General features: G+C 64.6%; 16 protein-coding genes and 1 other RNA gene. 10 read left to right on the top strand and 7 right to left on the bottom strand.

Translation table 11 applies throughout. From position 1 onward, the window contains the following. Window positions 1–59: 59 nt before the first annotated feature. Window positions 60–842 (bottom strand): 3-deoxy-D-manno-octulosonic acid kinase, encoded by a 783-nt coding sequence (locus tag QD280_RS07915; protein ID WP_347881956.1) that lies wholly within the window; start codon window positions 840–842, stop codon window positions 60–62. A gap of 4 nt (window positions 843–846) precedes the next feature. On the opposite strand from QD280_RS07915, the gene QD280_RS07910 reads away from it, so the two are divergent. From QD280_RS07910 to waaA, 3 genes are read left to right on the top strand one after another with little or no spacing between them, the layout of a single operon-like run. Beyond that, entirely contained in the window at window positions 847–2,010 is a 1,164-nt protein-coding gene (locus QD280_RS07910) for a glycosyltransferase family 9 protein (RefSeq protein WP_153635005.1), read from the top strand. Then, a complete protein-coding gene (gene hldE / locus QD280_RS07905; RefSeq protein ID WP_253063439.1) occupies window positions 2,010–3,440 on the top strand; it encodes a bifunctional D-glycero-beta-D-manno-heptose-7-phosphate kinase/D-glycero-beta-D-manno-heptose 1-phosphate adenylyltransferase HldE in 1,431 nt (476 codons plus the stop codon). Before QD280_RS07910 ends, hldE begins: the two co-directional genes overlap by 1 nt. A 2-nt stretch (window positions 3,441–3,442) precedes the next feature. After that, window positions 3,443–4,765: a lipid IV(A) 3-deoxy-D-manno-octulosonic acid transferase gene (waaA, locus tag QD280_RS07900; protein WP_279838856.1), complete on the top strand. Its 1,323-nt coding sequence runs from the start codon at window positions 3,443–3,445 to the stop codon at window positions 4,763–4,765. A 135-nt stretch (window positions 4,766–4,900) separates the two neighbouring features. Here the strand turns inward: waaA and QD280_RS07895 are convergent, their stop codons facing one another. Then, window positions 4,901–5,677 (bottom strand): DeoR/GlpR family DNA-binding transcription regulator, encoded by a 777-nt coding sequence (locus tag QD280_RS07895; protein ID WP_054556386.1) that lies wholly within the window; start codon window positions 5,675–5,677, stop codon window positions 4,901–4,903. Between the two features lie 318 nt (window positions 5,678–5,995). Between QD280_RS07895 and QD280_RS07890 the strand changes: the two genes are divergently transcribed. Together QD280_RS07890 and QD280_RS07885 are read left to right on the top strand one after the other, a co-directional pair. Continuing rightward, window positions 5,996–7,264: a NupC/NupG family nucleoside CNT transporter gene (locus QD280_RS07890; RefSeq protein WP_279838855.1), complete on the top strand. Its 1,269-nt coding sequence runs from the start codon at window positions 5,996–5,998 to the stop codon at window positions 7,262–7,264. Between the two features lie 349 nt (window positions 7,265–7,613). Next, window positions 7,614–8,468: an outer membrane protein OmpK gene (locus QD280_RS07885; RefSeq protein ID WP_082388693.1), complete on the top strand. Its 855-nt coding sequence runs from the start codon at window positions 7,614–7,616 to the stop codon at window positions 8,466–8,468. A gap of 126 nt (window positions 8,469–8,594) precedes the next feature. Here QD280_RS07885 and QD280_RS07880 read toward each other — a convergent pair whose 3' ends face one another. Then, window positions 8,595–9,314, bottom strand: a complete 720-nt coding sequence (locus QD280_RS07880; RefSeq protein WP_279838853.1) for a DUF3157 family protein — start codon at window positions 9,312–9,314, stop codon at window positions 8,595–8,597. Between the two features lie 9 nt (window positions 9,315–9,323). Beyond that, a complete protein-coding gene (gene rpiA / locus QD280_RS07875; RefSeq protein ID WP_054556388.1) occupies window positions 9,324–9,995 on the bottom strand; it encodes a ribose-5-phosphate isomerase RpiA in 672 nt (223 codons plus the stop codon). Window positions 9,996–10,232: 237 nt separating this feature from the next. On the opposite strand from rpiA, the gene ilvA reads away from it, so the two are divergent. Further along, window positions 10,233–11,756, top strand: coding sequence for a threonine ammonia-lyase, biosynthetic (ilvA, locus tag QD280_RS07870; protein ID WP_279838947.1), 1,524 nt, complete (start codon window positions 10,233–10,235; stop codon window positions 11,754–11,756). A 780-nt stretch (window positions 11,757–12,536) separates the two neighbouring features. Here the strand turns inward: ilvA and QD280_RS07865 are convergent. The 3 genes from QD280_RS07865 to QD280_RS07855 form a co-directional block, all read right to left on the bottom strand. Then, window positions 12,537–13,253: a 5-formyltetrahydrofolate cyclo-ligase gene (locus QD280_RS07865; RefSeq protein ID WP_279838852.1), complete on the bottom strand. Its 717-nt coding sequence runs from the start codon at window positions 13,251–13,253 to the stop codon at window positions 12,537–12,539. Between the two features lie 22 nt (window positions 13,254–13,275). Continuing rightward, a non-coding RNA gene (gene ssrS, locus QD280_RS07860) (6S RNA) lies at window positions 13,276–13,458 on the bottom strand. 73 nt (window positions 13,459–13,531) lie between these two features. Continuing rightward, complete coding sequence (locus QD280_RS07855) at window positions 13,532–13,909, bottom strand: cell division protein ZapA (protein WP_064503224.1); 378 nt, start codon at window positions 13,907–13,909, stop codon at window positions 13,532–13,534. A 260-nt stretch (window positions 13,910–14,169) separates the two neighbouring features. Here QD280_RS07855 and QD280_RS07850 point away from each other — a divergent pair, with 260 nt between their 5' ends. From QD280_RS07850 to QD280_RS07835, 4 genes are all read left to right on the top strand, one after another. Next, complete coding sequence (locus tag QD280_RS07850; RefSeq protein WP_279838851.1) at window positions 14,170–14,811, top strand: UPF0149 family protein; 642 nt, start codon at window positions 14,170–14,172, stop codon at window positions 14,809–14,811. 134 nt (window positions 14,812–14,945) lie between these two features. Next, window positions 14,946–16,289 carry a Xaa-Pro aminopeptidase gene (gene pepP, locus QD280_RS07845; protein WP_279838850.1) on the top strand — a complete coding sequence of 448 codons (1,344 nt, stop codon included), beginning with the start codon at window positions 14,946–14,948 and terminating at the stop codon, window positions 16,287–16,289. Window positions 16,290–16,293: 4 nt separating this feature from the next. Beyond that, window positions 16,294–17,556 (top strand): 2-octaprenyl-6-methoxyphenyl hydroxylase, encoded by a 1,263-nt coding sequence (gene ubiH, locus QD280_RS07840; RefSeq protein WP_279834038.1) that lies wholly within the window; start codon window positions 16,294–16,296, stop codon window positions 17,554–17,556. Between the two features lie 191 nt (window positions 17,557–17,747). After that, window positions 17,748–19,073, top strand: coding sequence for a UbiH/UbiF/VisC/COQ6 family ubiquinone biosynthesis hydroxylase (locus QD280_RS07835; RefSeq protein WP_279838848.1), 1,326 nt, complete (start codon window positions 17,748–17,750; stop codon window positions 19,071–19,073). Window positions 19,074–19,093 lie beyond the last annotated feature (20 nt).

Below are 19,093 nucleotides of genomic sequence, written 5' to 3'. Positions count from 1 at the left end.
CCACTTTGTCAGTAAAGAGTTGAACGGGGTGTCAGCAAAGAGTGGAACGGAGCGGGCGCCTACCCTTGATAGGCGCTGCGGATGCGGGCCAGGCACGCCGCATGATGTGTCGGGGTGAAGCGGGCCAACGAACGGCCCAGGCGGGAGAGATTGCTCTCGCGCCAGCGTGCATCCGTGGGAGCCTCGGCATGCAGCTGGCAGCGATCGAGATCGATCACGTAGACGCGTTCGCTTTCATCGATCAGCAGGTTGCGTGCGTTGAGGTCGACATGCTCGAGCCCGGCGTCATGCACGGCGCGGATGGCGTGGCCTGTGGCGTCGAGCAGGCGGAGCAGGGCTTCGGGCAGCTCGGCCCCGGCAGGCAGGCGCTGTGCTTCGAGGGCGATCAGGTCATCGGCGAAGGCGCGTGCGCCGGGAATCAGCACCGTGATCAGGGCGGCCTCGTAGGTCAGACCATGCCGCCACACGCAGGCACCGACGGGCTCTGGCACTGGCAGCCCCTGGCGATACAGGCGCTCCGTCAGGCGCAGTTCGGCGAAGGCGCGGGTGCGCTCAAGGCCGGTATAGAGGTAGCGCTGACTGGCGAGCTTCGCGATCAGGCCGCCGCGACGATAGGGGCGCAGTGCCCAGCGGCGAGCCGGTGTCGCGTTGGTATTGGCGGGTTGCAGTTCGGCGGGCAAACGACAGACATCGAGGAACAGACTCGCCCCGCGCCCCGGCGCTTCGCCGGTCACGGCGTCGTGTTCACGCCAGAACGATGGCATGAACCAGTCCGGCGTCATTTGTGGCGCTGTTTCGCCATCATATAGAATGTGGGCATTCTCATTTCGGAAAACTGCCATCCGCATGAAGCATCCTCTCCCTGCCCAGCCCGCACATATCTGCGTGCTCCGGCTCTCCGCTCTCGGCGATGTCTGCAATCTTGTGCCAACGGTACGCGCCTTGCAGCGTCAGTGGCCTGAGGCCCGCATTACCTGGATCGTCGGCAAGGGGGAGCACAGTCTACTGTCCGGCCTGACCGGGGTCGAGTTCGTGGTCTATGACAAGTCCACCGGTCTTGCGGGCATGCGCGCCATCTGGCGACAGCTCAAGGACACGCACTTCGATGTGCTGCTGCACATGCAGCAGGCACTGCGCGCCAGTGCGCTGTCGCTGGGCCTCAAGGCCAAGGTGCGCATCGGTTATGACCGTGCGCGTGCCAAGGACTGGCAGTACCTCTTTACCTCCCATCAGCTGGCCCCGCGAGAGCGCGCCCACGTGCTGGAGTCGTTCATGGACTTCGCGCGTACGCTGGGTGTCGAGGACTGCCGCCTCGACTGGCGCCTCGATGTACCGCCCGAGGCCTACACTGAAGCCGCACGCGTCACCGGTGAGGCGCCGTATCTGATCATCAGCCCGTGTGCCAATCCGCGACTGCGCAACTTCCGCAACTGGTCGCCGGAAGGCTATGCGGCGGTCGTCGATCATGCCTGGCAGCAATATGGCATCCGCAGCGTGATGACCGGTGGCGGCAGCCCGCAGGAACGTGAAATGGGCGCGCGAATCAAGGCGCTGGTCAGCGAAGGCGCGGTCATCGATGCCATCGGTGGCACCTCGCTCAAGGGCCTGCTGGCGATGATCGATCGCGCGGTGGCCGTGATCGCGCCGGACTCCGGCCCGGTGCATATGGGCAATGCGCTCAACACGCCGGTGATCGGCCTGTACGCCACCACCAATCCCGAGCGCGCGGCACCGTACTGCTGGCAGCATCTGGTGGTCAATCGCTATCCGGACGCCGTGAAGACCTATCTTCACAAGCAGATGGACGAGATCAACTGGGGTCAGCGCGTGCGCCATCAGGACGCCATGAGCCTGATTCGCGCCGAGGATGTCATCGCGCGCCTCGCTGAGCTGCTGGCGGACACCGATGGCGTCATTCGCGGCCAGAGCTGCGAACGTCTGCCGGTCGCGGCTGTCTCCTCTACGGATACCTCTTCTTCCCAATCCCCTTCTGCACGCGGAGACGCCTGATGAAGCTTGATCTGACTGCGCTTGAACAGGCTCGCCTGCTGGTCGTGGGTGATGTGATGCTCGACCGCTACTGGCACGGTGGCACCTCACGCATCTCGCCGGAAGCGCCGGTGCCGGTGGTACGAGTCGGCGAGAGCGAAGACCGCCCCGGCGGTGCCGCCAACGTCGCGCTCAACATCGCCTCGCTCGGCGCACACGCCACCCTCGCGGGTGTGGTCGGTCAGGATGACAACGCCGCCATCCTCACGCGCGCGCTGGAAAACGCCAATGTCATCACGCGCTTCCAGGCCAGTGACAGCGTGCCGACCATCACCAAGCTGCGCGTGATGAGCCGCAATCAGCAGCTGCTGCGCCTCGATTTCGAGGAGCCGCTGCACGAGGTGGATACCAGCGCGCTGGTGAGCCAGGTCGAGGCCGAGCTGGGCGCCAGCGGCGTGATGATTCTCTCCGACTACGGCAAGGGCTCGCTGAATCAGGTCGAGGCGCTGATCGCCGCCGCGCGTGCGGCGGGCAAGCGTGTGCTGGTCGACCCCAAGGGCAGTGATTTCTCGCGCTATCGCGGCGCCAGCATCATCACCCCCAACCTGACCGAATTCGAGACCATCGTCGGGCCGTGCCGCAGCGATGAGGAACTGGCCGAGAAGGGCGAGGCACTGCGTGCCGAGCTCGAGCTGGAAGCCCTGCTGGTGACGCGCAGCGAGAAGGGCATGACTCTGATCCGCGAGGGCTATCAGCCGCTGCACCTGCCGACGCATGCGCGTGAGGTCTACGACGTCACCGGCGCCGGCGATACGGTGATCGGCGTGCTGGGTCTGGCGCTGGCAGCCGGTCACGCCTTCCCGGAAGCCGTGATGCTGGCCAACCTGGCCGCGGGTCTGGTGGTCGCCAAGCCGGGTACCGCGACCCTGTCGGTGGCAGAGCTCTACACCGCGCTGCACGGCGACAAGCTGGCGGAATTCGGCGTGATCCAGGAGTCCGCGCTCATCCCGGCAGTCAAGGCCGCCCAGGCACGCGGCGAGCGTGTGGTGATGACCAATGGCTGCTTCGACATCCTGCACGCCGGTCACGTGGCCTACCTGCAGGAAGCGGCACGCCACGGCGATCGCCTGATCGTGGCCGTCAACGACGACGACTCGGTGGCACGCCTCAAGGGGCCGACACGCCCGATCAACCCGGTGCTGCGCCGCATGCAGGTGCTGGCGGGCCTCGGTGCGGTCGCCTGGGTGGTGCCCTTCAGCGAGGACACTCCGGCACGCCTGATCGAGGCCGTGCTGCCGGATGTGCTGGTCAAGGGCGGCGACTATCGTCCCGAAGAGATCGCCGGGGGAGAGGCAGTGATCGCCAATGGCGGTGAAGTCCGTGTGCTCGGTTTCGAGGACGGCGTCTCCACCACCGCGATGATCGCCACCATTCTCGATCGCGAGGACTAGGCGTGAGCCTTGCCCGCGGCCTCTACAGCACCGCGCTGACCCTGCTGTCGCCCCTCATCTGGCAGCGGGTCTGGCGCGAGCACGATGCCCAGCACCCGCGCCTGGAACGGCTGGGCATCATCCCCTCCACGCCGAACACCACGCCCGACAGTGAACGCCCCATCTGGCTGCACGCCGCCTCGCTGGGCGAGGTGGTGATGGTGGCGAGTCTTGTCGAGGCACTGCGTCAGCGCTACCCACGGCGCCCGCTGGTGCTGACGACCATGACAGCCACCGGCGCTGCACAGGCTGCACGTCTGCTGCATACGCCGCAGGGCTCGTCAGAGCTGGCCCCGGCCCGTCACCATTACCTGCCGCTGGATTTCCCGCTGAGTGCGCGGCGCTTCGTGCGTCGGCTGCGTCCGGCATTGGCGATCATGGTGGAAACCGAGCTGTGGCCCAACCTGATGGCGGCCTGCGCGCGGGATGACATTGCGCTGTGCGTCATCAATGGCCGCCTGTCACCGCGCGCCTTCCAGCGCTATCGCAGGATCGGCGCCCTGATGCGCGACAGTCTTGCCCACGTCAGTGGTCTGTCGGCCAAGTCGCAGCAGGATCTGGAGCGTTTCATGGCGCTTGGCCTGCCGCCAGCGCGTGGCACGGCCGTCGGCTCGCTCAAGTTCGAACTGGACATTGCTGAACAGGTCATTGCCGATGGCCAGGCGCTGCGCCAGTCATTCGCGCAGCGGCCGGTATGGATCGCCGCCTCGACGCATGACGGCGAGGATGGCCAGATACTCGCGGCGCATGCCGCGGTGCGTGACCAGCATCCTCAGGCCTTGCTGCTGTTGGTGCCGCGCCATCCGCAACGCTTCGAGGCAGTGGCCGCTCAGGCGGCGCAGTGGTGTCAGGCGCGCGGCGAGAGCAGCCTGCGGCGCAGTGCCATGTCAGAGAGCGGCACCGAGGTGGCTGACGCCGTATCGGTACTGGTCGGTGACAGTCTCGGGGAATTGCTGACGCTGTATGCGGCCAGTGATATCGCCTTCATCGGCGGCAGTCTGGTGCCCATCGGCGGGCACAACCTGCTCGAGCCCGCCGCGTTGGGGCTGCCACTGCTGAGTGGCCCATCGCTGGACAACTTCAGCGAGATCGCCGAGGTGATGGCCGCAGAAGGCGCGCTTCAGGTCGTCGCGGATGACGCGGCATTGGCCGAAGCGGTGAATGCGCTGTTCTCGGATCAGGCCGCGCAGCAGATGGCTGGTCAGGCGGCCAGCCAGGTCGTGGAGCGCAATCGCGGCGCGCTGAGTGGCACCTTGGCGATGCTCGAGCACCACCTGCCGCTGTGACGTCCCCGCGCACGCAAAGTGTGCATTGACTGTCTGGTCAGACAGAAAACGCCGCACAATCGTGCGGCGTTTTCTGTTTGTCAGTGGTCTGGCGCTGCGAGCGGCCTGGCTCTTTCCAGCAAGGCAATCTGCAGCTCAGCAGTCGACAAGCTCGGCCGTCACGCCCATTTCTGCCTCCAGCGCCCCCAGACAATCACGTGCGGCGGGGCTGGCATTGCTGATCACCACATCAAAGTCACTCAGCGGGGCGATGAAGGCGGGGCGCACCATCTCGAACTTGCGCGCATCGACGATCAAGAAGCGCTGCATCGCGCTTTCCAGAGCGGCCTGCTTGGCCGCGACCTCATGGAAATGGAAGCAGCTGACGCCTCGCTCGGCATGCACTCCGCCCGCCGAGAGAAAGGCCTTGTTGATGCCGAGGCGGCGGATGGCCTCCGGCATGTCGGTGGCGGTGAATGACTGGGTGGCCGGGTGAAAAAGGCCCCCCAGCATCACCAGCCGCACTCCGGGCAGATGGCCGACCGCATTGGCCACATTCAGGGCGCAGGTCACCAGGGTCAGCGTCTGCTGGCGGTCGATGGCGGCCGCCAGATGGACCAGCGTGGTGCCGCAATCTACATACAGGGTGTCGCCATCCTCGATATGACTGGCCAGCTGCTGGCACAGCGCTTGCTTGATCGGGGCGCTGGCGTCTATCTCGCGATCCAGGCGATAGACGCTGCCGGCGGATGAATCAACCAGCAACAGGCGGCCACCCAGAATTTCCAGCAGTCCGTTGCTGTGCGCCACGTCGCGACGAATGGTCATCTCCGAGACGGCGCAGAGCTGTGCGGCGTCGCTCAGTTGCAGGGGGCTGCCTTCGCGCAGAATGGCCTGCAGGCGGTCGAGTCGGGCGGCGCTGTGATTGTTCATGCGGCTTTTGTCCTTTGGTGCCGGTTCCGATGAGGGAGCGTTGGCGAAAAACTGGGCGGAAGCGCCACGTCCCACGTCAGAAGCAGATGATAAACCACTGACACACAGGGAGAACCTCAAAATGCCCCTGACACTGCCAGTCTGGCACTGGAAGACAAGTGGGCGTGAGGTAAAACGGACGTATTGACTATTTGGTCAGGCTGTGACTTTTTGAACATGGTGAGAATGCAGGATAACACTGCACGACGTGGAGAACGGGTCGTCGCAGCCCTGCACGCAGCACCCATAACAACCACAAGAACCCTCAGGATCTTCCCAATGAATCCCCTCATGAGTCTCGTCGGGATGGCTTCGCTCATCCTCATTGCCGTGGCGCTGTCGTCGAATCGACGCGCCATTCGCCTGCGCACCGTGGGTGGTGCCTTTGCCATCCAGCTGGCCATCGGCGCCTTCGTGCTCTACACCTCCTTCGGTCAGGGAGTGCTGGCCGGTGTCTCCGGTGCCGTCAGTCAGGTGGTCAACTATGCCGATCAGGGCATCAACTTCCTGTTTGGCAGCCTGGCCAATCCGGGCAGTGGTGTCGGCTTCATCTTCGCGGTCAAGGTGTTGCCGATCATCATCTTCTTCTCGTCGCTGATCGCGGTGCTCTACTACCTCGGCATCATGCAGTGGGTGATTCGCCTGCTGGGCGGCGGCCTGCAGCGTGTGCTGGGCACGTCGCGTACCGAGTCGCTCTCGGCCACGGCCAACATCTTCGTCGGTCAGACCGAGGCGCCGCTGGTGGTCAAGCCGTATCTGGCCAGCATGACGCGCTCCGAGCTGTTCGCGGTGATGTGCGGTGGCCTGGCCTCCGTCGCCGGTTCGGTGCTGGGCGGCTATGCGGCGCTGGGCATTCCGATGGAGTACCTGGTGGCGGCATCCTTCATGGCAGCGCCCGGCGGGCTGCTGTTCGCCAAGCTGCTATTCCCGGAGACGGAGAAGCCGGACGACTCGATCGCCCTCGCCGATGCTGCCCTCAAGGATGATGATGCGCCCTCCAATGTGCTGGACGCTGCGGCCTCCGGTGCGTCTTCCGGCCTCAAGCTGGCGGCCAATGTCGGGGCGATGCTGCTGGCCTTCATCGCGCTGATCGGCCTGATCAACGGCATTCTCGGCGGCCTGGGTGGCTGGTTCGGCATGGACACGCTGAGTCTCGACATGATTCTCGGCTGGTTGTTCGCGCCGCTGGCCTTCCTGCTGGGCGTGCCGTGGAGCGAGGCGACCCTCGCGGGTTCCTTCATCGGCCAGAAGCTGGTGGTGAACGAGTTCGTCGCCTACATCAATCTGGCGCCCTACCTCAGCGGTGACAGCATCGTCGCGGCCACCGGCGCGGTGATGACGCCCTACACCATGGCAGTGCTGTCCTTCGCGTTGTGCGGCTTCGCCAATCTGTCGTCGATCGCCATCCTGCTGGGGGGGCTGGGCAGCCTGGCACCGACACGCCGTCATGAGATCGCAAGCCTGGGGATCAAGGCGGTACTCGCCGGCACGCTGTCCAATCTGATGTCGGCGGCGATTGCCGGTTTCTTCCTGGCGCTGGCGGCCTGATGCATTCCTCGCTCTCCGCCCGGTCAGTCGACGGGAGCCATCCTGCCGGCATGCGCCGGGCGGAGAGCGAGGAAACATCGGGATGTCAGCTCGGGGAAGCCGGGGGTGACAAGGTGCCTGGCGAGAGTGTGAAAAGGTTCACATTGTCGTCGAAGGCACGTTGATCACCCCCGAAATGTCGCTCTGTCGTTTTTGCGAGGAAGTGCTAACATCGCCGCCTTTCCAGACTGGGCCCCGTGCGAGTTTCACTCCCGCGCCTTCGTAGGACTTCATAGCGACAAGACCCGCTCAGCGGGCAAGACCACAAGAATTCGAACAGTCTCAACATTCAGGACAGGATCGTTACGCGATGACCATGCTCAAGACCCTCGCGGCCAGCACTCTGGCTGCCACCACGCTGCTGACCGCTGCAGCACCGGCGCAGGCTACTGACTTCAATGGCGATATCCACGCCAATGATTACAAGTGGCTGACCTTCAACCTGATGCGCAGTGAAGACAACCGCCTGCCGTTCCGCAACAGCGAAGATACCTACCTGGAGATGGAGTTCGGCGGCCGCTCGGGCATCGTCGATCTCTACGGGTATGTCGACTTCTTCGACCTGCTGGACGACAGCTCCGATGACCTGAATGACGGCGACAACTTCTTCGCCAAGCTGGCGCCGCGCTTCTCGCTGGACGCCATGACCGGTTACGACCTGTCGTTCGGCCCGGTGGATGAGCTCTACATCGCCACCGTCACCAACATCGGTGACAACGGCGCATTCGGCGGTCTGTGGGAGCACTACGTCGGCCTGGGCAGCGATGTGCAGGTGCCGTGGTTCGGCAAGATGGGCTTCAACCTCTACGCGCGTTACGTGCGTGAGAACTACGGCGGTGAAGACGAGAGCAAGTGGGACGGCTACATGGCCTCCACCAACTGGTTCAAGCCGTTCGTCAACTTCGATGATGGTAGCTTCATCGCCTATCAGGGCTATCTGGACTACAAGTTCGATGCCGACGAAGTGGGCAGCCAGGCGGGCCGCAGCGTCAACAGCATGGAGTGGTTCAACGGCATCTACTACCACACCCAGCGCTATGCGATCGGCTATGGCCTGAAGTACTACAACAACATGGCGTTCTTCACCGATGGCTCCACTGCCACCGGCGTTCGCCAGGACACCACTGGCTTCGGCAACTACTTCAGCATCAACTACAAGTTCTGATCACCGCTTCGCTCTCGCTGAGCGACCGGCGCTAAAACAGAAATGGGAAGCCCCTCAGGGCTTCCCGTTTTTCGTCTGGCTGCTGTGGCATCTGACGCCTGGAAGCTGGCATCCGGCATCTGATGATCAGCGGAACTCCACCTCGGTGACTTCCACGCGCACCAGCTGGCGTGACCACTCGCCCTCCGGCAGCGAGACACGTACCTCGCGGCTATCGCGTGTCTGGCCGGGGCGCAGGTAGGTCTGGGGCAGGCGATATTCACCGACCCACAGTGGCACTTCACGTGTCGCGAGCAGATGGCCATCATCGGCATACAGGCGCAGTCTGGCCTGCACGCCGATGACACTCTGGCCGGCCGTGTTGTCGAGGCTGAACTGCAGAAGCGCCTCGTCATCCTCTTCGCTCACCGAGGACAGACGCGCGACCAGACCATCGCGGTGGCCTTCACTCAACAGGCGCGGATTGGCCAGCGCGCTGCTGTTGAGGCGTGACGCGCTGTCAGGCGCTGCGTTGCTGGCGCTGGCAGAGGCTGCACTGGCTGATGGTGAGGCCGAGTCGCCAGCCGGAGCGACCGCCGCCGTCACCGGCACGGCCGTCGAGGTCGGCACCAGCGCGCTGCCAGCCTTCACTGAGGGCTGTGTGGCCGGGGCGGAAGCGGCCTGCACCTCATCCAGCTGATATTCCCAGCTGTGGTCCGGCTTGAGCAGGATCTTGACGCCACTGTCGAGCGTCACGGTGACTGGCTGGCTGATCGGCAGGCTATCGGCCAGCGCCAGCGGACTTGCGCTGGCTGCCAGCAGCAGTGCGGTCGCCAGGCGCAGTCGTGGGCGCAGTTTCATCGTCATGCCAGCTCCTCAAGCAGTGATGCGTTCGACGCCACTTTCGCGTCCCACCAGCAGCACATCGGCACCGCGTGCCGCGAACAGGCCATTGGTGACGACACCGACGATGGCATTGATACGCGCTTCCATGGCGATCGGGTCCTCGATCAGGAAGTTGTAGCAGTCGAGGATGCGGTTGCCGTTGTCGGTCAACACGCCATCGCGGTAGACCGGGTCGGCGCCCAGCTTGACCAGCTCACGCGCCACATAGGAGCGCGCCATCGGGATGACCTCCACCGGCAGCGGGAAGCCGCCGAGAATATCCACCTGCTTGGAGCCATCGGCGATGCACACGAAGCGCTCGGCGCAGGCCGCGACGATCTTCTCGCGGGTCAGCGCGGCGCCGCCGCCCTTGATCATCGCCAGGCGCGGGTCGATCTCGTCGGCACCATCCACGTAGACCGGCACGGTGCCGACATGGTTGAGTTCGAAGACGTCGATGCCATGGCCCTTGAGGCGCTCAGCAGTGGCTTCGGAGCTGGCGACGGCGCCGGCGAAGTCGTGGCGCACTTCCGCCAGCGCATCGATGAACAGATTGGCCGTCGAACCGGTGCCGACGCCGATGATGGTGTCGCGGCTCAGCAGTGGGCGAATCTCGTCAAGGGCGGCGCGGGCCACGGCCTGCTTCAGCTCATCCTGGGTCATGTGATACCTCGGGTCGGTGGGGCGGTGGTGAAAGTGGGCATTGGCGCGGTCTTCCCTGCGTGGCCAGCAGTTTACCGCCGACAGGCACTGGAAAACGGCTTGACGTGAAGCGCAACGCCGGAAAACGCCACATTATAACGGCAAACCCGGCGATGGCGCTGGACGCTCTCGCCAGCGGTCTGATAACAATGGGGGTTCGGTCGCGCTCATGCGGCCCGCGCTGTGACACATCAGGACATTCCTATAATGCTCGAACATTACGTCAAGAAAATCCTGTCGGCTCGTGTCTACGAAGCCGCCCATGAAACTCCGCTCTCGCCGGCACCCTTGTTGTCGCGTCGTTTCGGCAATCACATCTTCATCAAGCGTGAAGACCTGCAGCCTGTCTATTCCTTCAAGATTCGCGGCGCCTACAACAAGATGGCCCAGCTGACGGATGAACAGAAGGCATGTGGCGTGATTGCGGCCTCGGCCGGCAATCATGCGCAGGGCCTGGCGATGGCGGCCAAGCTGATGGGCGTCAAGGCAGTGATCGTGATGCCGCGCATTACGCCGGAAATCAAGGTGCAGGCCGTGCGCGAGCGCGGCGCGCGGGTGATTCTCAAGGGCGACGCCTTCCCCGAGGCACTGGCCCACGCGCGTACCCTGATGGACGAGCACGGCTATACCTTCATCCCGCCCTATGACGACCCGGATGTCATTGCCGGTCAGGGCACCGTCGGCATGGAAATCCTGCGTCAGCACCCCGGCAAGATCGATGCGATCTTCGTGCCGGTCGGGGGTGGTGGCCTGATCGCCGGTGTCGCGGCCTACGTGAAGTACCTGCGCCCCGAGATCCGCGTCATCGGGGTCGAGGCGGAAGATGCCGCCTGCCTCAAGGCGGCCATGGAAGCCGGCGAACGCGTGGTGCTGGACCAGGTCGGCGTGTTCGCCGAGGGCGTGGCGGTCGCGCAGATCGGCGCGGCACCGTTCGAGCTCATCCAGCACACCGTCGATGAGGTCATCACCGTCAATACCGACGAGATGTGTGCAGCGGTCAAGGATATCTTCGAGGATACGCGCGCCGTTTCCGAAACCAGTGGCGCACTGTCTCTGGCGGGCCTCAAGAAATACATCCAGCAGTCAGGCGCGGAAGGGGAGACGCTGGTGTGCATCAACTCCGGCGCCAACACCAACTTCGATCGCCTGCAGCACATTGCCGAGCGCACCGAGCTGGGCGAGCAGCGTGAGGCGATTCTGGCCGTGACGCTGCCGGAGCGCCCGGGGGCCTACAAGCAGTTCTGCAAGGTGATCGGCAAGCGCATGGTCACCGAGTTCAACTATCGCTATGCCAACCCGGAGGAAGCGCATGTCTTCGTCGGCGTGCAGGTCAAGCCGGGCGGTGAAGACCGCGCTGCTGTGGTCGAGAAGCTGCGTGAGGCGGGCTATGCGGTGGAAGACCTGACCGACAACGAACTGGCCAAGCTGCACACGCGTCATCTGGTCGGTGGGCGCACGACCAGCGATCTCGAGGAAGAGGTCTATCGTTTCGAGTTTCCGGAGCGTCCCGGCGCCCTGATGAATTTCCTCACCCACCTGCCGGCGGACTGGAATATCTCGCTGTTCCACTACCGTAACCACGGCGCGTCGCATGGCCGGGTGTTGATCGGCATGCAGATCCCCAATGGCGACCGCGCGCGGGTCGAGGAATATTTCAATGAGATCGGCTATCGCTTCTGGAAAGAGAGCGACAATCCCGCCTACCGCCTGTTTCTGTCCTGAGTGAGGCAAGCGATGGGGCGATGATGGCTATATGAGTCATTGGCGTTGAAGGCGGCGAGCTGAGGCGCAGCTCATCATGCTTCATTGGTCACATTCGTGGATAGAAAAGCCCCGGCCTTCGCGTGGAAGGTCGGGGCTTTTTCATGCGTATCCGGCGGGCATGCCGCAGGAAATTCCACATTTCATGCCGAGCGCGAAAAAGAACGGTGTTTTTGACGAAAGCCCTTGTCGGCTGGGGCGAGCAGACATCAAAAGCTGCGTGGAAAAGCGTCCATTCAAACGATTGCATGGTGATTGTCATACAGAAGTCAGATGCCTATCATCTGGTCACTGTCAGGAAGACAGTCATCGACAACCGTCACGCGAAAGCCACTGACGATATAAGAAGAAGCCCGCTCTCATGAAACGTAAGCCCGATCTGGTCATGGCCCTGGTATTCATCTTCGGGATTGGTGTAGTGGCAACCGGCTACGCCCAGACCGTAATGGGTTCCTGAATCCTGCGCTGCTGCCCTCACCGGCGGTAGCGGTGCTGCTGGCGTCAGTCTCTCTGGCGCCACGCACCAATGCCATGACCCTCCTGCCAGGCTTTCCAGCGTTTCTGCTCCCGGCTTTCCAGCTCCCCGACTCCCCCCTCAGCTTGACCCCTCGTCTGGCTTCACTGCGTTGCTGCTTCGCCTCCTCACAGATAGCCCCTTTCTGCCTGCTGTTACCCGCGTGCTTCGGCGTCTCGCGGTCGTCTCATGGTCGTGCCATCGATCTCGTCATAAAGCCCAGCGCCTCACTCAGGGCGGGCAGGGTGCACGACTTCACGATCACTGACGATGGCGTCCAGCGGGACATCCCAGGGCTGTACCGGCAGGGCGGAGACCTTCTGACAGTGGTGGGCGAGACCGATCAACAGTGGCCGTGGGCCGGGACGGCGGGTAAAGGCGAAGCTGCGATCGTAGAAGCCGCCGCCCATGCCGATGCGGGCTCCGCGCCCATCGAAGCCGACCAGTGGCATCAAGACGACATCCAGCGCCCAGGCAGGCAGCCGCCGTGCCTTGGAAGCACCATGACGGGTGTCCGGTTCGGCGATGCCGAAGCGATTGCTGACCAGGGGGGTCTGATCGTCGTAGCGCACGAACCATAGCGAATTGGCCGCGAACGGACGCAGTACCGGCAGATAGACCTTCGCCCCCCGTCGCTGCAGCCAATCGCACAGACGCGTGGCATCGATCTCGCCATCGTAGGGCAGATACAGGGCGACGTGGCGGGCGCGCAACAGTTCCGGCAGCCGTTTCAGCTGACGCAGGAGCGCATCTTCGGCTTGCAGGCGAATGGCAGGTGGTAGCTGACGGCGGCGTTGGCGCAGCAGACGGCGAAGCGCACGGCGGTCGGCCTGAGGGTGATCGAGCTCGCTGGGCAGTGCCCAGAGCGTGGTATCGAGTGCTGCAGAAGGGTGTGGCGAGCGTGGGCTCGCGGGTGCGGCATAGACCGCGGGGGGCTTGCGCATGCCTGACAATCTCCGTCAGACAGGGTTCTCCAAGGTGCCGGTGTTACCGGGGGCCCTTGAACCCAGCGGTTCAAGGTGGGTAGTCCCGCGCAGCGCATCAGGCGTTCCGACGCACGGACATGCACACAGCACTGCGCAGTGGACTCCCTGGGAATAGCTTATAAGCTCGAGGGACATCGGCAACTGTCGTACACCCCAGAGAACTCATTCAGTCTACCAAACCCCGCCTGCCTGCCCAAGGGCTAATCCTGTCGGGAACAATCTGTTGCCTGAATGTATCAGTTATTTGATTCTGAAGCGTTTTTACGCTCAGCAGCGCGTGCCTTCGCCTGATCGGCATAGTCGGCTGGCAGCTGACTGAGCGCGGCATCCAGTTGACGGTCCAGCGCGGTGAGGCGAGTCTCGAAGTCGCGCTGCAGGGCGCGTTCGCTGTCACGGCTGTTGATCAACTCATGCGAGATATTGAGCGCTGCCATCAGGGCGACCTTGTCGGCGCTGATGGTGTTGCCGCGCTGCTGGATGCCTTGCATGGCGAGATCCAGATAAGCCGCCGCACGGGTCAGGCCATCTTCCTCGCCGGGCTGACAGCTGACGGTATAGCTGCGGCCGAGCAGGCTGATCTCGGTGGTATTGCGTGGGGTGGCGGAATCGCTCATGTAGATCCTCTCGGGCCTTGTCCGGCGTCATCCAGATTGATGCCGACGTCCTGCTGTCAGTGCGTCACCGTCGCAGTCAGGACGGCAAGCCAGAAGGAGGGCCAGTGCGGTAAGATGGGGGCATTCTCGAGCCACTATAGAGAGCCGCTTCTGGAGGGTCAACGCGCCGCGCGGCGCGGCTGCCTTGTGCTGCAGCACATCCTTCAGATGCCATTCTCCCGCTACAGAACCACTTCTCACTGACTCAATGGGGCCGCATCATGGCGATCATCAACGATACCTTCGACTTCTCGCTCATCGCAGACCACTTCCTGGCTCACGGCAGCCTCAACAATCCCTCCTTCCTCGATGGTCAGCTGGTGGCCGCACTGGCGCTGGATGACATCAGTGCCGAGGATTGGCTGGCGCGCGTCTGCGCCTCGCTGGGGGTCGAGCAACCGGCCACCCGTGAAGCCGGTGAAGTCTTCCTCACCTGGCGCACGCGCAATCAGGAGCGCCTGGCCGCCAGCGAGATGAGCTTCGAGCCGCTGCTGCCGGATGACATGTTCTCGCTGGCCGAACGTGGTCAGAGCCTGCGCGAATGGACGCTGGGCTTCCAGGAAGAGCTGGCCGGTGCCGATGACGATGTCCGCAGTGGCTGGAGTCAGGCGCTCAAGGATGCGCTGAGCGATGTCGAAGCCATCTCGAGTGGCCTCGCCAACGCCGAAGACCTCGACGACGACAACGCCGAGGACGAGGCCGATCTGTTCGCGCTGGCTGATCATGTGCGCATGGCGGCCTTGCTGCTGTATACCGAGCAGCACCCGGGCAACCCGAACGTCGAGAAGCCCAGCGATGACCAGCTGCCGGAAGGCGGTCTCGAGGGCAGCCTCGGCGTCAGCTCACGTACCGATACCCACTGAATCGATGGTCACCCACCGCTTGCGCCGCGTCTGATGCAAGGCTGGTACAAGAGGGCGGGTGACCCCATTTACAGCATCACGCCTGTTTGTCACTCGAACGCGCCATGCCCGGCGGGTTCTCGACGGAGATTGCCATGACTGCCCCAGCCATCCTGCCCGCACCTGCTGCCCTGACGGCAGAGGATTTTCGTGCACGCCGCCAGCGCCTGATCGCGCAGCTGCCGCAGGGGGCTGCCGCATTGGTGGTCTCGTCGGGCCTGGCCCAGCGCAACCGCGACAGTGAATACAGCTTCCGTCAGAACAGCGACTTCCACTATCTGACCGGTTGGCCGGAACCCGAGGCCGCCTTGCTGTTGCTGCCCGGGCGCGCCGAAGGGGAGAGCGTGCTGTTCTGTCAGGAGAAGGACCCGCTGGCCGAAGCCTGGACCGGCATCCGCATCGGCGCCGAGGGTGCCGTCGCCACGGCAGGCTTCGATCAGGCCTTCACCAATGAGGCCCGTGATGAGGTGATGGCCAGCCTGCTGGATGGCCGCGAGCGTCTCTATGTGCTGTTCGAGGATGACGAAGCTCTGGCGCTGGCTCAAGCGCTGCGCGATGAGCTGGCCGCTGCGGTGCGTCGCGGGGCACGGCCGCCGGCCGCCTTCGAGGATCTCGCGCCGCTGCTGCATGAGCAGCGCCTGATCAAGGATGAGCGTGAACTGGCACTGATGCGCCACGCCGCCGAGATTTCCGCGCGCGCGCATGTGCGTGCGATGCAGATCAGCCGTCCCGGCCTGCACGAGTATCATCTGCAGGCCGAGATCGAGCATGAATTCCAGTGGCAGGGGGCGCCGGCTCCGGCCTACACCAGCATCGTCGGGGCGGGTGTGAATGCCTGTGTGCTGCACTACATCGAGAATCGCGCGCCGCTGGAGGATGGTCAGCTGGTGCTGATCGATGCCGGCGCCGAGTACGCCCTGTATGCCGGCGACATCACGCGTACCTTCCCGGTCAATGGCCGCTTCAGTGAGCCGCAGCGCCGTCTGTACGAGATCGTGCTCAAGGCGCAGGAGCGCGCGGTGGCCGCCGTGGTGCCGGGTGCAACGTTGGTGGGTATTCACCAACAGGTGGTGCATGACCTGACCACGGGGCTGGTCGAGCTGGGCCTGTTGCAGGGTGAGGTCGAGGAATTGATCAGCAGCGATGCCTACCGTCGCTTCTATCTGCACTCCACCTCGCACTGGCTGGGGCTGGATGTGCACGATGTTGGCAGCTATCGCGAAGCGGGTGAGCCGCGTCCGCTGGTGCCGGGCATGGTGCTGACCATCGAGCCGGGCCTCTACATTCCGCAGGACGGCGACATTCCTGCCGAATATCGCGGGATCGGCATTCGCATCGAGGACGACGTCGCAGTGACTGCCGAGGGCCACGAGGTGTTGAGTCATGGCGTGCCCAAGTCCGTCGAGGCCATCGAGGCGCTGATGCGCGCGGAGGCCTGACGCCATGAGCGAGCCTGAAGCCATGAGCGGGCGTGATGCCGAACACTTCGACATCGTGATCATCGGCGGCGGCCTGGTGGGCGCCAGCCTGGCCTGTGCGCTGGCGCCGCTGATGGAACGTGTGGCCGACGAGAAGGGCCGTGAGGCCGCAGCGTTGCGTGTCGCCGTGATCGAGGCCAATGAGCTGCCCGCGGCGTCAGCAGATGCCCGGCGCTTCCAGCCCAGTTTCGATGCACGTGCCAGCGCCATCGCGGCGGGCTCACGCCAGCGGTTCACCGCCTTCGGGGTCTGGGAGGCGATGTGCGAGCACGCCACGCCGATTCGCACCATCCATGTCAGTGAGCGCGGCCACCTGGGCGCGACACGCATGCGGGCCTCCGAACTCGAGGTGGCCGCGCTCGGCCACGTGATTCCCAATGCCTGGATGGGCCAGGTGCTGCATCGCCAGCTGGCTGAGCTGCCGCTGGCCTGGTATTGCCCGGCGCGCGTGGCAGAAATCGCCGTTACGGCGCAAGGCCATCGCCTCACGCTCGAGGATGGTCGCCTGATCGAGGCTGAGCTGACCGTGCTGGCGGATGGCGGTCGCTCCGGGCTCAAGGAGCGCCTCGGTATCCACAGTGCGGCGCAGGACTATGAGCAGCATGCCTTGATCGCCACGGTGGAGATGAGCCAGCCTCACCAGGGAGTCGCCTACGAGCGCTTCACCAGCGAAGGCCCGATGGCGCTGCTGCCGCTGGCCGGCAAGCGCATGGAGCTGGTCTGGACGCGCTCCCCCGCTGACACGGAAAGCCTGATGACGCTGCCCGACAGCGACTTCCTGCAGGCACTGCAGCGCGCCTTCGGTGAACGCGCCGGACGCTTTCGCCGCGTCGGGCAACGCCACGCCTATCCGCTGTCGTTGGTGCGTGCCAGCGAAGGCACGCGCCCCGGCCTTGCGGTGCTCGGCAATGCCGCTCACGCCCTGCACCCGGTGGCAGGGCAGGGCTTCAATCTGGCGCTGCGCGGCGTGACCGACCTGGTCGCGGCCATCGAGGCGGGCCTGACGCGTGGCGAGTCGCCGGGGGCCACCAGCGTGCTGAGTGACTTCGAGGAGCGACGCGGCGCGGATCGCGACAATGTGGTGCTGTTCAGCGATGGCCTGATCCGCCTGTTCGGGGTCGAGAGTCGCTGGCTGGGGCATGCACGGGCAGCGGGCCTGATCGGGCTCAATCTGGTCTCGCCGCTCAAGCGCCTGTTGGCCAGACGCTCGATGGGCATTGAGCGCTGAAGTTGGTGGGCGCTCGCTGACTTGGCTCATTGGCAGAGCCTCGCAGGCAGGGCGTCACTGACAGGGCCTCACTGACAGCGCCTTGGTGTCGAGCCACGCGACGGGGCTTCGACATCAGGACACGAGATTGGTCTTCGAGATCAGGCTACGAGACTGAACTACGAGACAGAAAGACGAGACAGGGAGCAGGCATGAAGGACGGTCGATCAGCAGGTAGCGCACATGACGCCGATGTCGCCATCGTCGGTGCCGGTATCGTCGGTGCCACCCTGGCACTGCTGCTGGGGCAGGCGGGACTGCGGGTCATGCTGGTCGAGGGGCGTGAGTCCGCGACTCGCTGGCAACCTGATAGCGCCCCCGAGCCACGGGTGAGTGCATTGACGCCAGTCTCTCAGCAGCTGTTGAGCGGTCTGGGCGTGTGGCCGACGATCGCCGCCAGTCGCCTGATGCCCTATACCGGCATGCAGGTGTGGGACGCGGAGGGCAATGGCGAGATCCAGTTCAGTGCCGAGGACAGCGGTGTGCCGGTGCTGGGACATATCGTCGAGAACCGGGTCACGCTCGCCGCGCTGGAGCAGGCCATCGATGCCTGCCCGTCAATCACGCGCTGCTTCGGGGCGCGTGTGGCAGGCATGGCACTGCCACGCTCGGGCGCCACATCAGTAGTGAATGCTTACCAACTCGATGCGGCGGAATCGACCAGCCTGACGCTGACCGATGGCCGGACAGTCACCGCGGCGCTGGTGGTCGCGGCGGATGGTGCGCGCTCACGGCTGCGCGAGCTGGCCGGGATCGCCACGCGGGAACACGACACCGGCCAGGTCGCGCTGGTGGCCACGGTGCGCACCGAACTCGCGCATCAGGCCGTCGCGCGTCAGCGCTTCCTGCCGACCGGGCCGCTGGCCTTCCTGCCGCTGGCCGTCAATGACGCCCTGGCTCAGCCGGCCGATGGAGCCTCGGCCGCAGAGCGGCATTGCTCCATCGTGTGGTCGACCACGCCGGAGGAGGCCGAGCGGCTGCTGGCACTGTCACCGGCGGCATTCTGTAGTGAGCTGGAAGACGCCTTTGAAGGTCAGCTGGGCGCCATCGAATGGGCGAGTGAGCGCTTCAGTTTCCCGCTGCATCAGCGCCACGCCGAAGACTATGTGCTGCCGGGGCTGGCGCTGGTGGGGGATGCTGCGCATGCCATTCACCCGCTGGCAGGCCAGGGTGTCAACCTGGGCTTGATGGATGTGGCGGTGTTGGCAGACGAGCTGCTGGCAGGACATCGCCGCGGGGTGGCGCTCGGCGACGAGCGCTGGCTGGCGCGCTATCGCCGCCGGCGTCGCAGCGACAATGCCATGATGCTCAAGATGATGGATGGCTTCCGGCTGTTGTTCGGCAGCCGTCAGCCGGGCGTGCGGCTGCTGCGCAACTTCGGGCTTGGTTTCGTCGACGGCCAGGGCGATCTGAAGCGCATCCTGATGCGTCAGGCGATGGGGCAGCGGGGTGAGTTGCCCGCCAGCTGCAAGCCGTAACAAGAGTGAAGTTGGTGTAA

Source organism: Cobetia sp. 1AS1 (assembly GCF_029846435.1).
Lineage (GTDB): Bacteria > Pseudomonadota > Gammaproteobacteria > Pseudomonadales > Halomonadaceae > Cobetia > Cobetia amphilecti.
Note: the sequence above shows the minus strand (reverse complement) of the source record. Positions and strands in the feature narration are given on the sequence as shown.

Bases quoted from the DNA above. Each gene is read 5' to 3' on its own strand.
- QD280_RS07915 (WP_347881956.1), bottom strand. From the start codon at position 842: ATGGCAGTTTTCCGAAATGAGAATGCCCACATTCTATATGATGGCGAA.
- QD280_RS07910 (WP_153635005.1), top strand. From the start codon at position 847: ATGAAGCATCCTCTCCCTGCCCAGCCCGCACATATCTGCGTGCTCCGG.
- hldE (WP_253063439.1), top strand. From the start codon at position 2,010: ATGAAGCTTGATCTGACTGCGCTTGAACAGGCTCGCCTGCTGGTCGTG.
- QD280_RS07895 (WP_054556386.1), bottom strand. From the start codon at position 5,677: ATGAACAATCACAGCGCCGCCCGACTCGACCGCCTGCAGGCCATTCTG.
- QD280_RS07890 (WP_279838855.1), top strand. From the start codon at position 5,996: ATGAATCCCCTCATGAGTCTCGTCGGGATGGCTTCGCTCATCCTCATT.
- QD280_RS07885 (WP_082388693.1), top strand. From the start codon at position 7,614: ATGACCATGCTCAAGACCCTCGCGGCCAGCACTCTGGCTGCCACCACG.
- QD280_RS07880 (WP_279838853.1), bottom strand. From the start codon at position 9,314: ATGACGATGAAACTGCGCCCACGACTGCGCCTGGCGACCGCACTGCTG.
- rpiA (WP_054556388.1), bottom strand. From the start codon at position 9,995: ATGACCCAGGATGAGCTGAAGCAGGCCGTGGCCCGCGCCGCCCTTGAC.
- QD280_RS07865 (WP_279838852.1), bottom strand. From the start codon at position 13,253: ATGCGCAAGCCCCCCGCGGTCTATGCCGCACCCGCGAGCCCACGCTCG.
- QD280_RS07855 (WP_064503224.1), bottom strand. From the start codon at position 13,909: ATGAGCGATTCCGCCACCCCACGCAATACCACCGAGATCAGCCTGCTC.
- QD280_RS07850 (WP_279838851.1), top strand. From the start codon at position 14,170: ATGGCGATCATCAACGATACCTTCGACTTCTCGCTCATCGCAGACCAC.
- pepP (WP_279838850.1), top strand. From the start codon at position 14,946: ATGACTGCCCCAGCCATCCTGCCCGCACCTGCTGCCCTGACGGCAGAG.
- ubiH (WP_279834038.1), top strand. From the start codon at position 16,294: ATGAGCGAGCCTGAAGCCATGAGCGGGCGTGATGCCGAACACTTCGAC.
- QD280_RS07835 (WP_279838848.1), top strand. From the start codon at position 17,748: ATGAAGGACGGTCGATCAGCAGGTAGCGCACATGACGCCGATGTCGCC.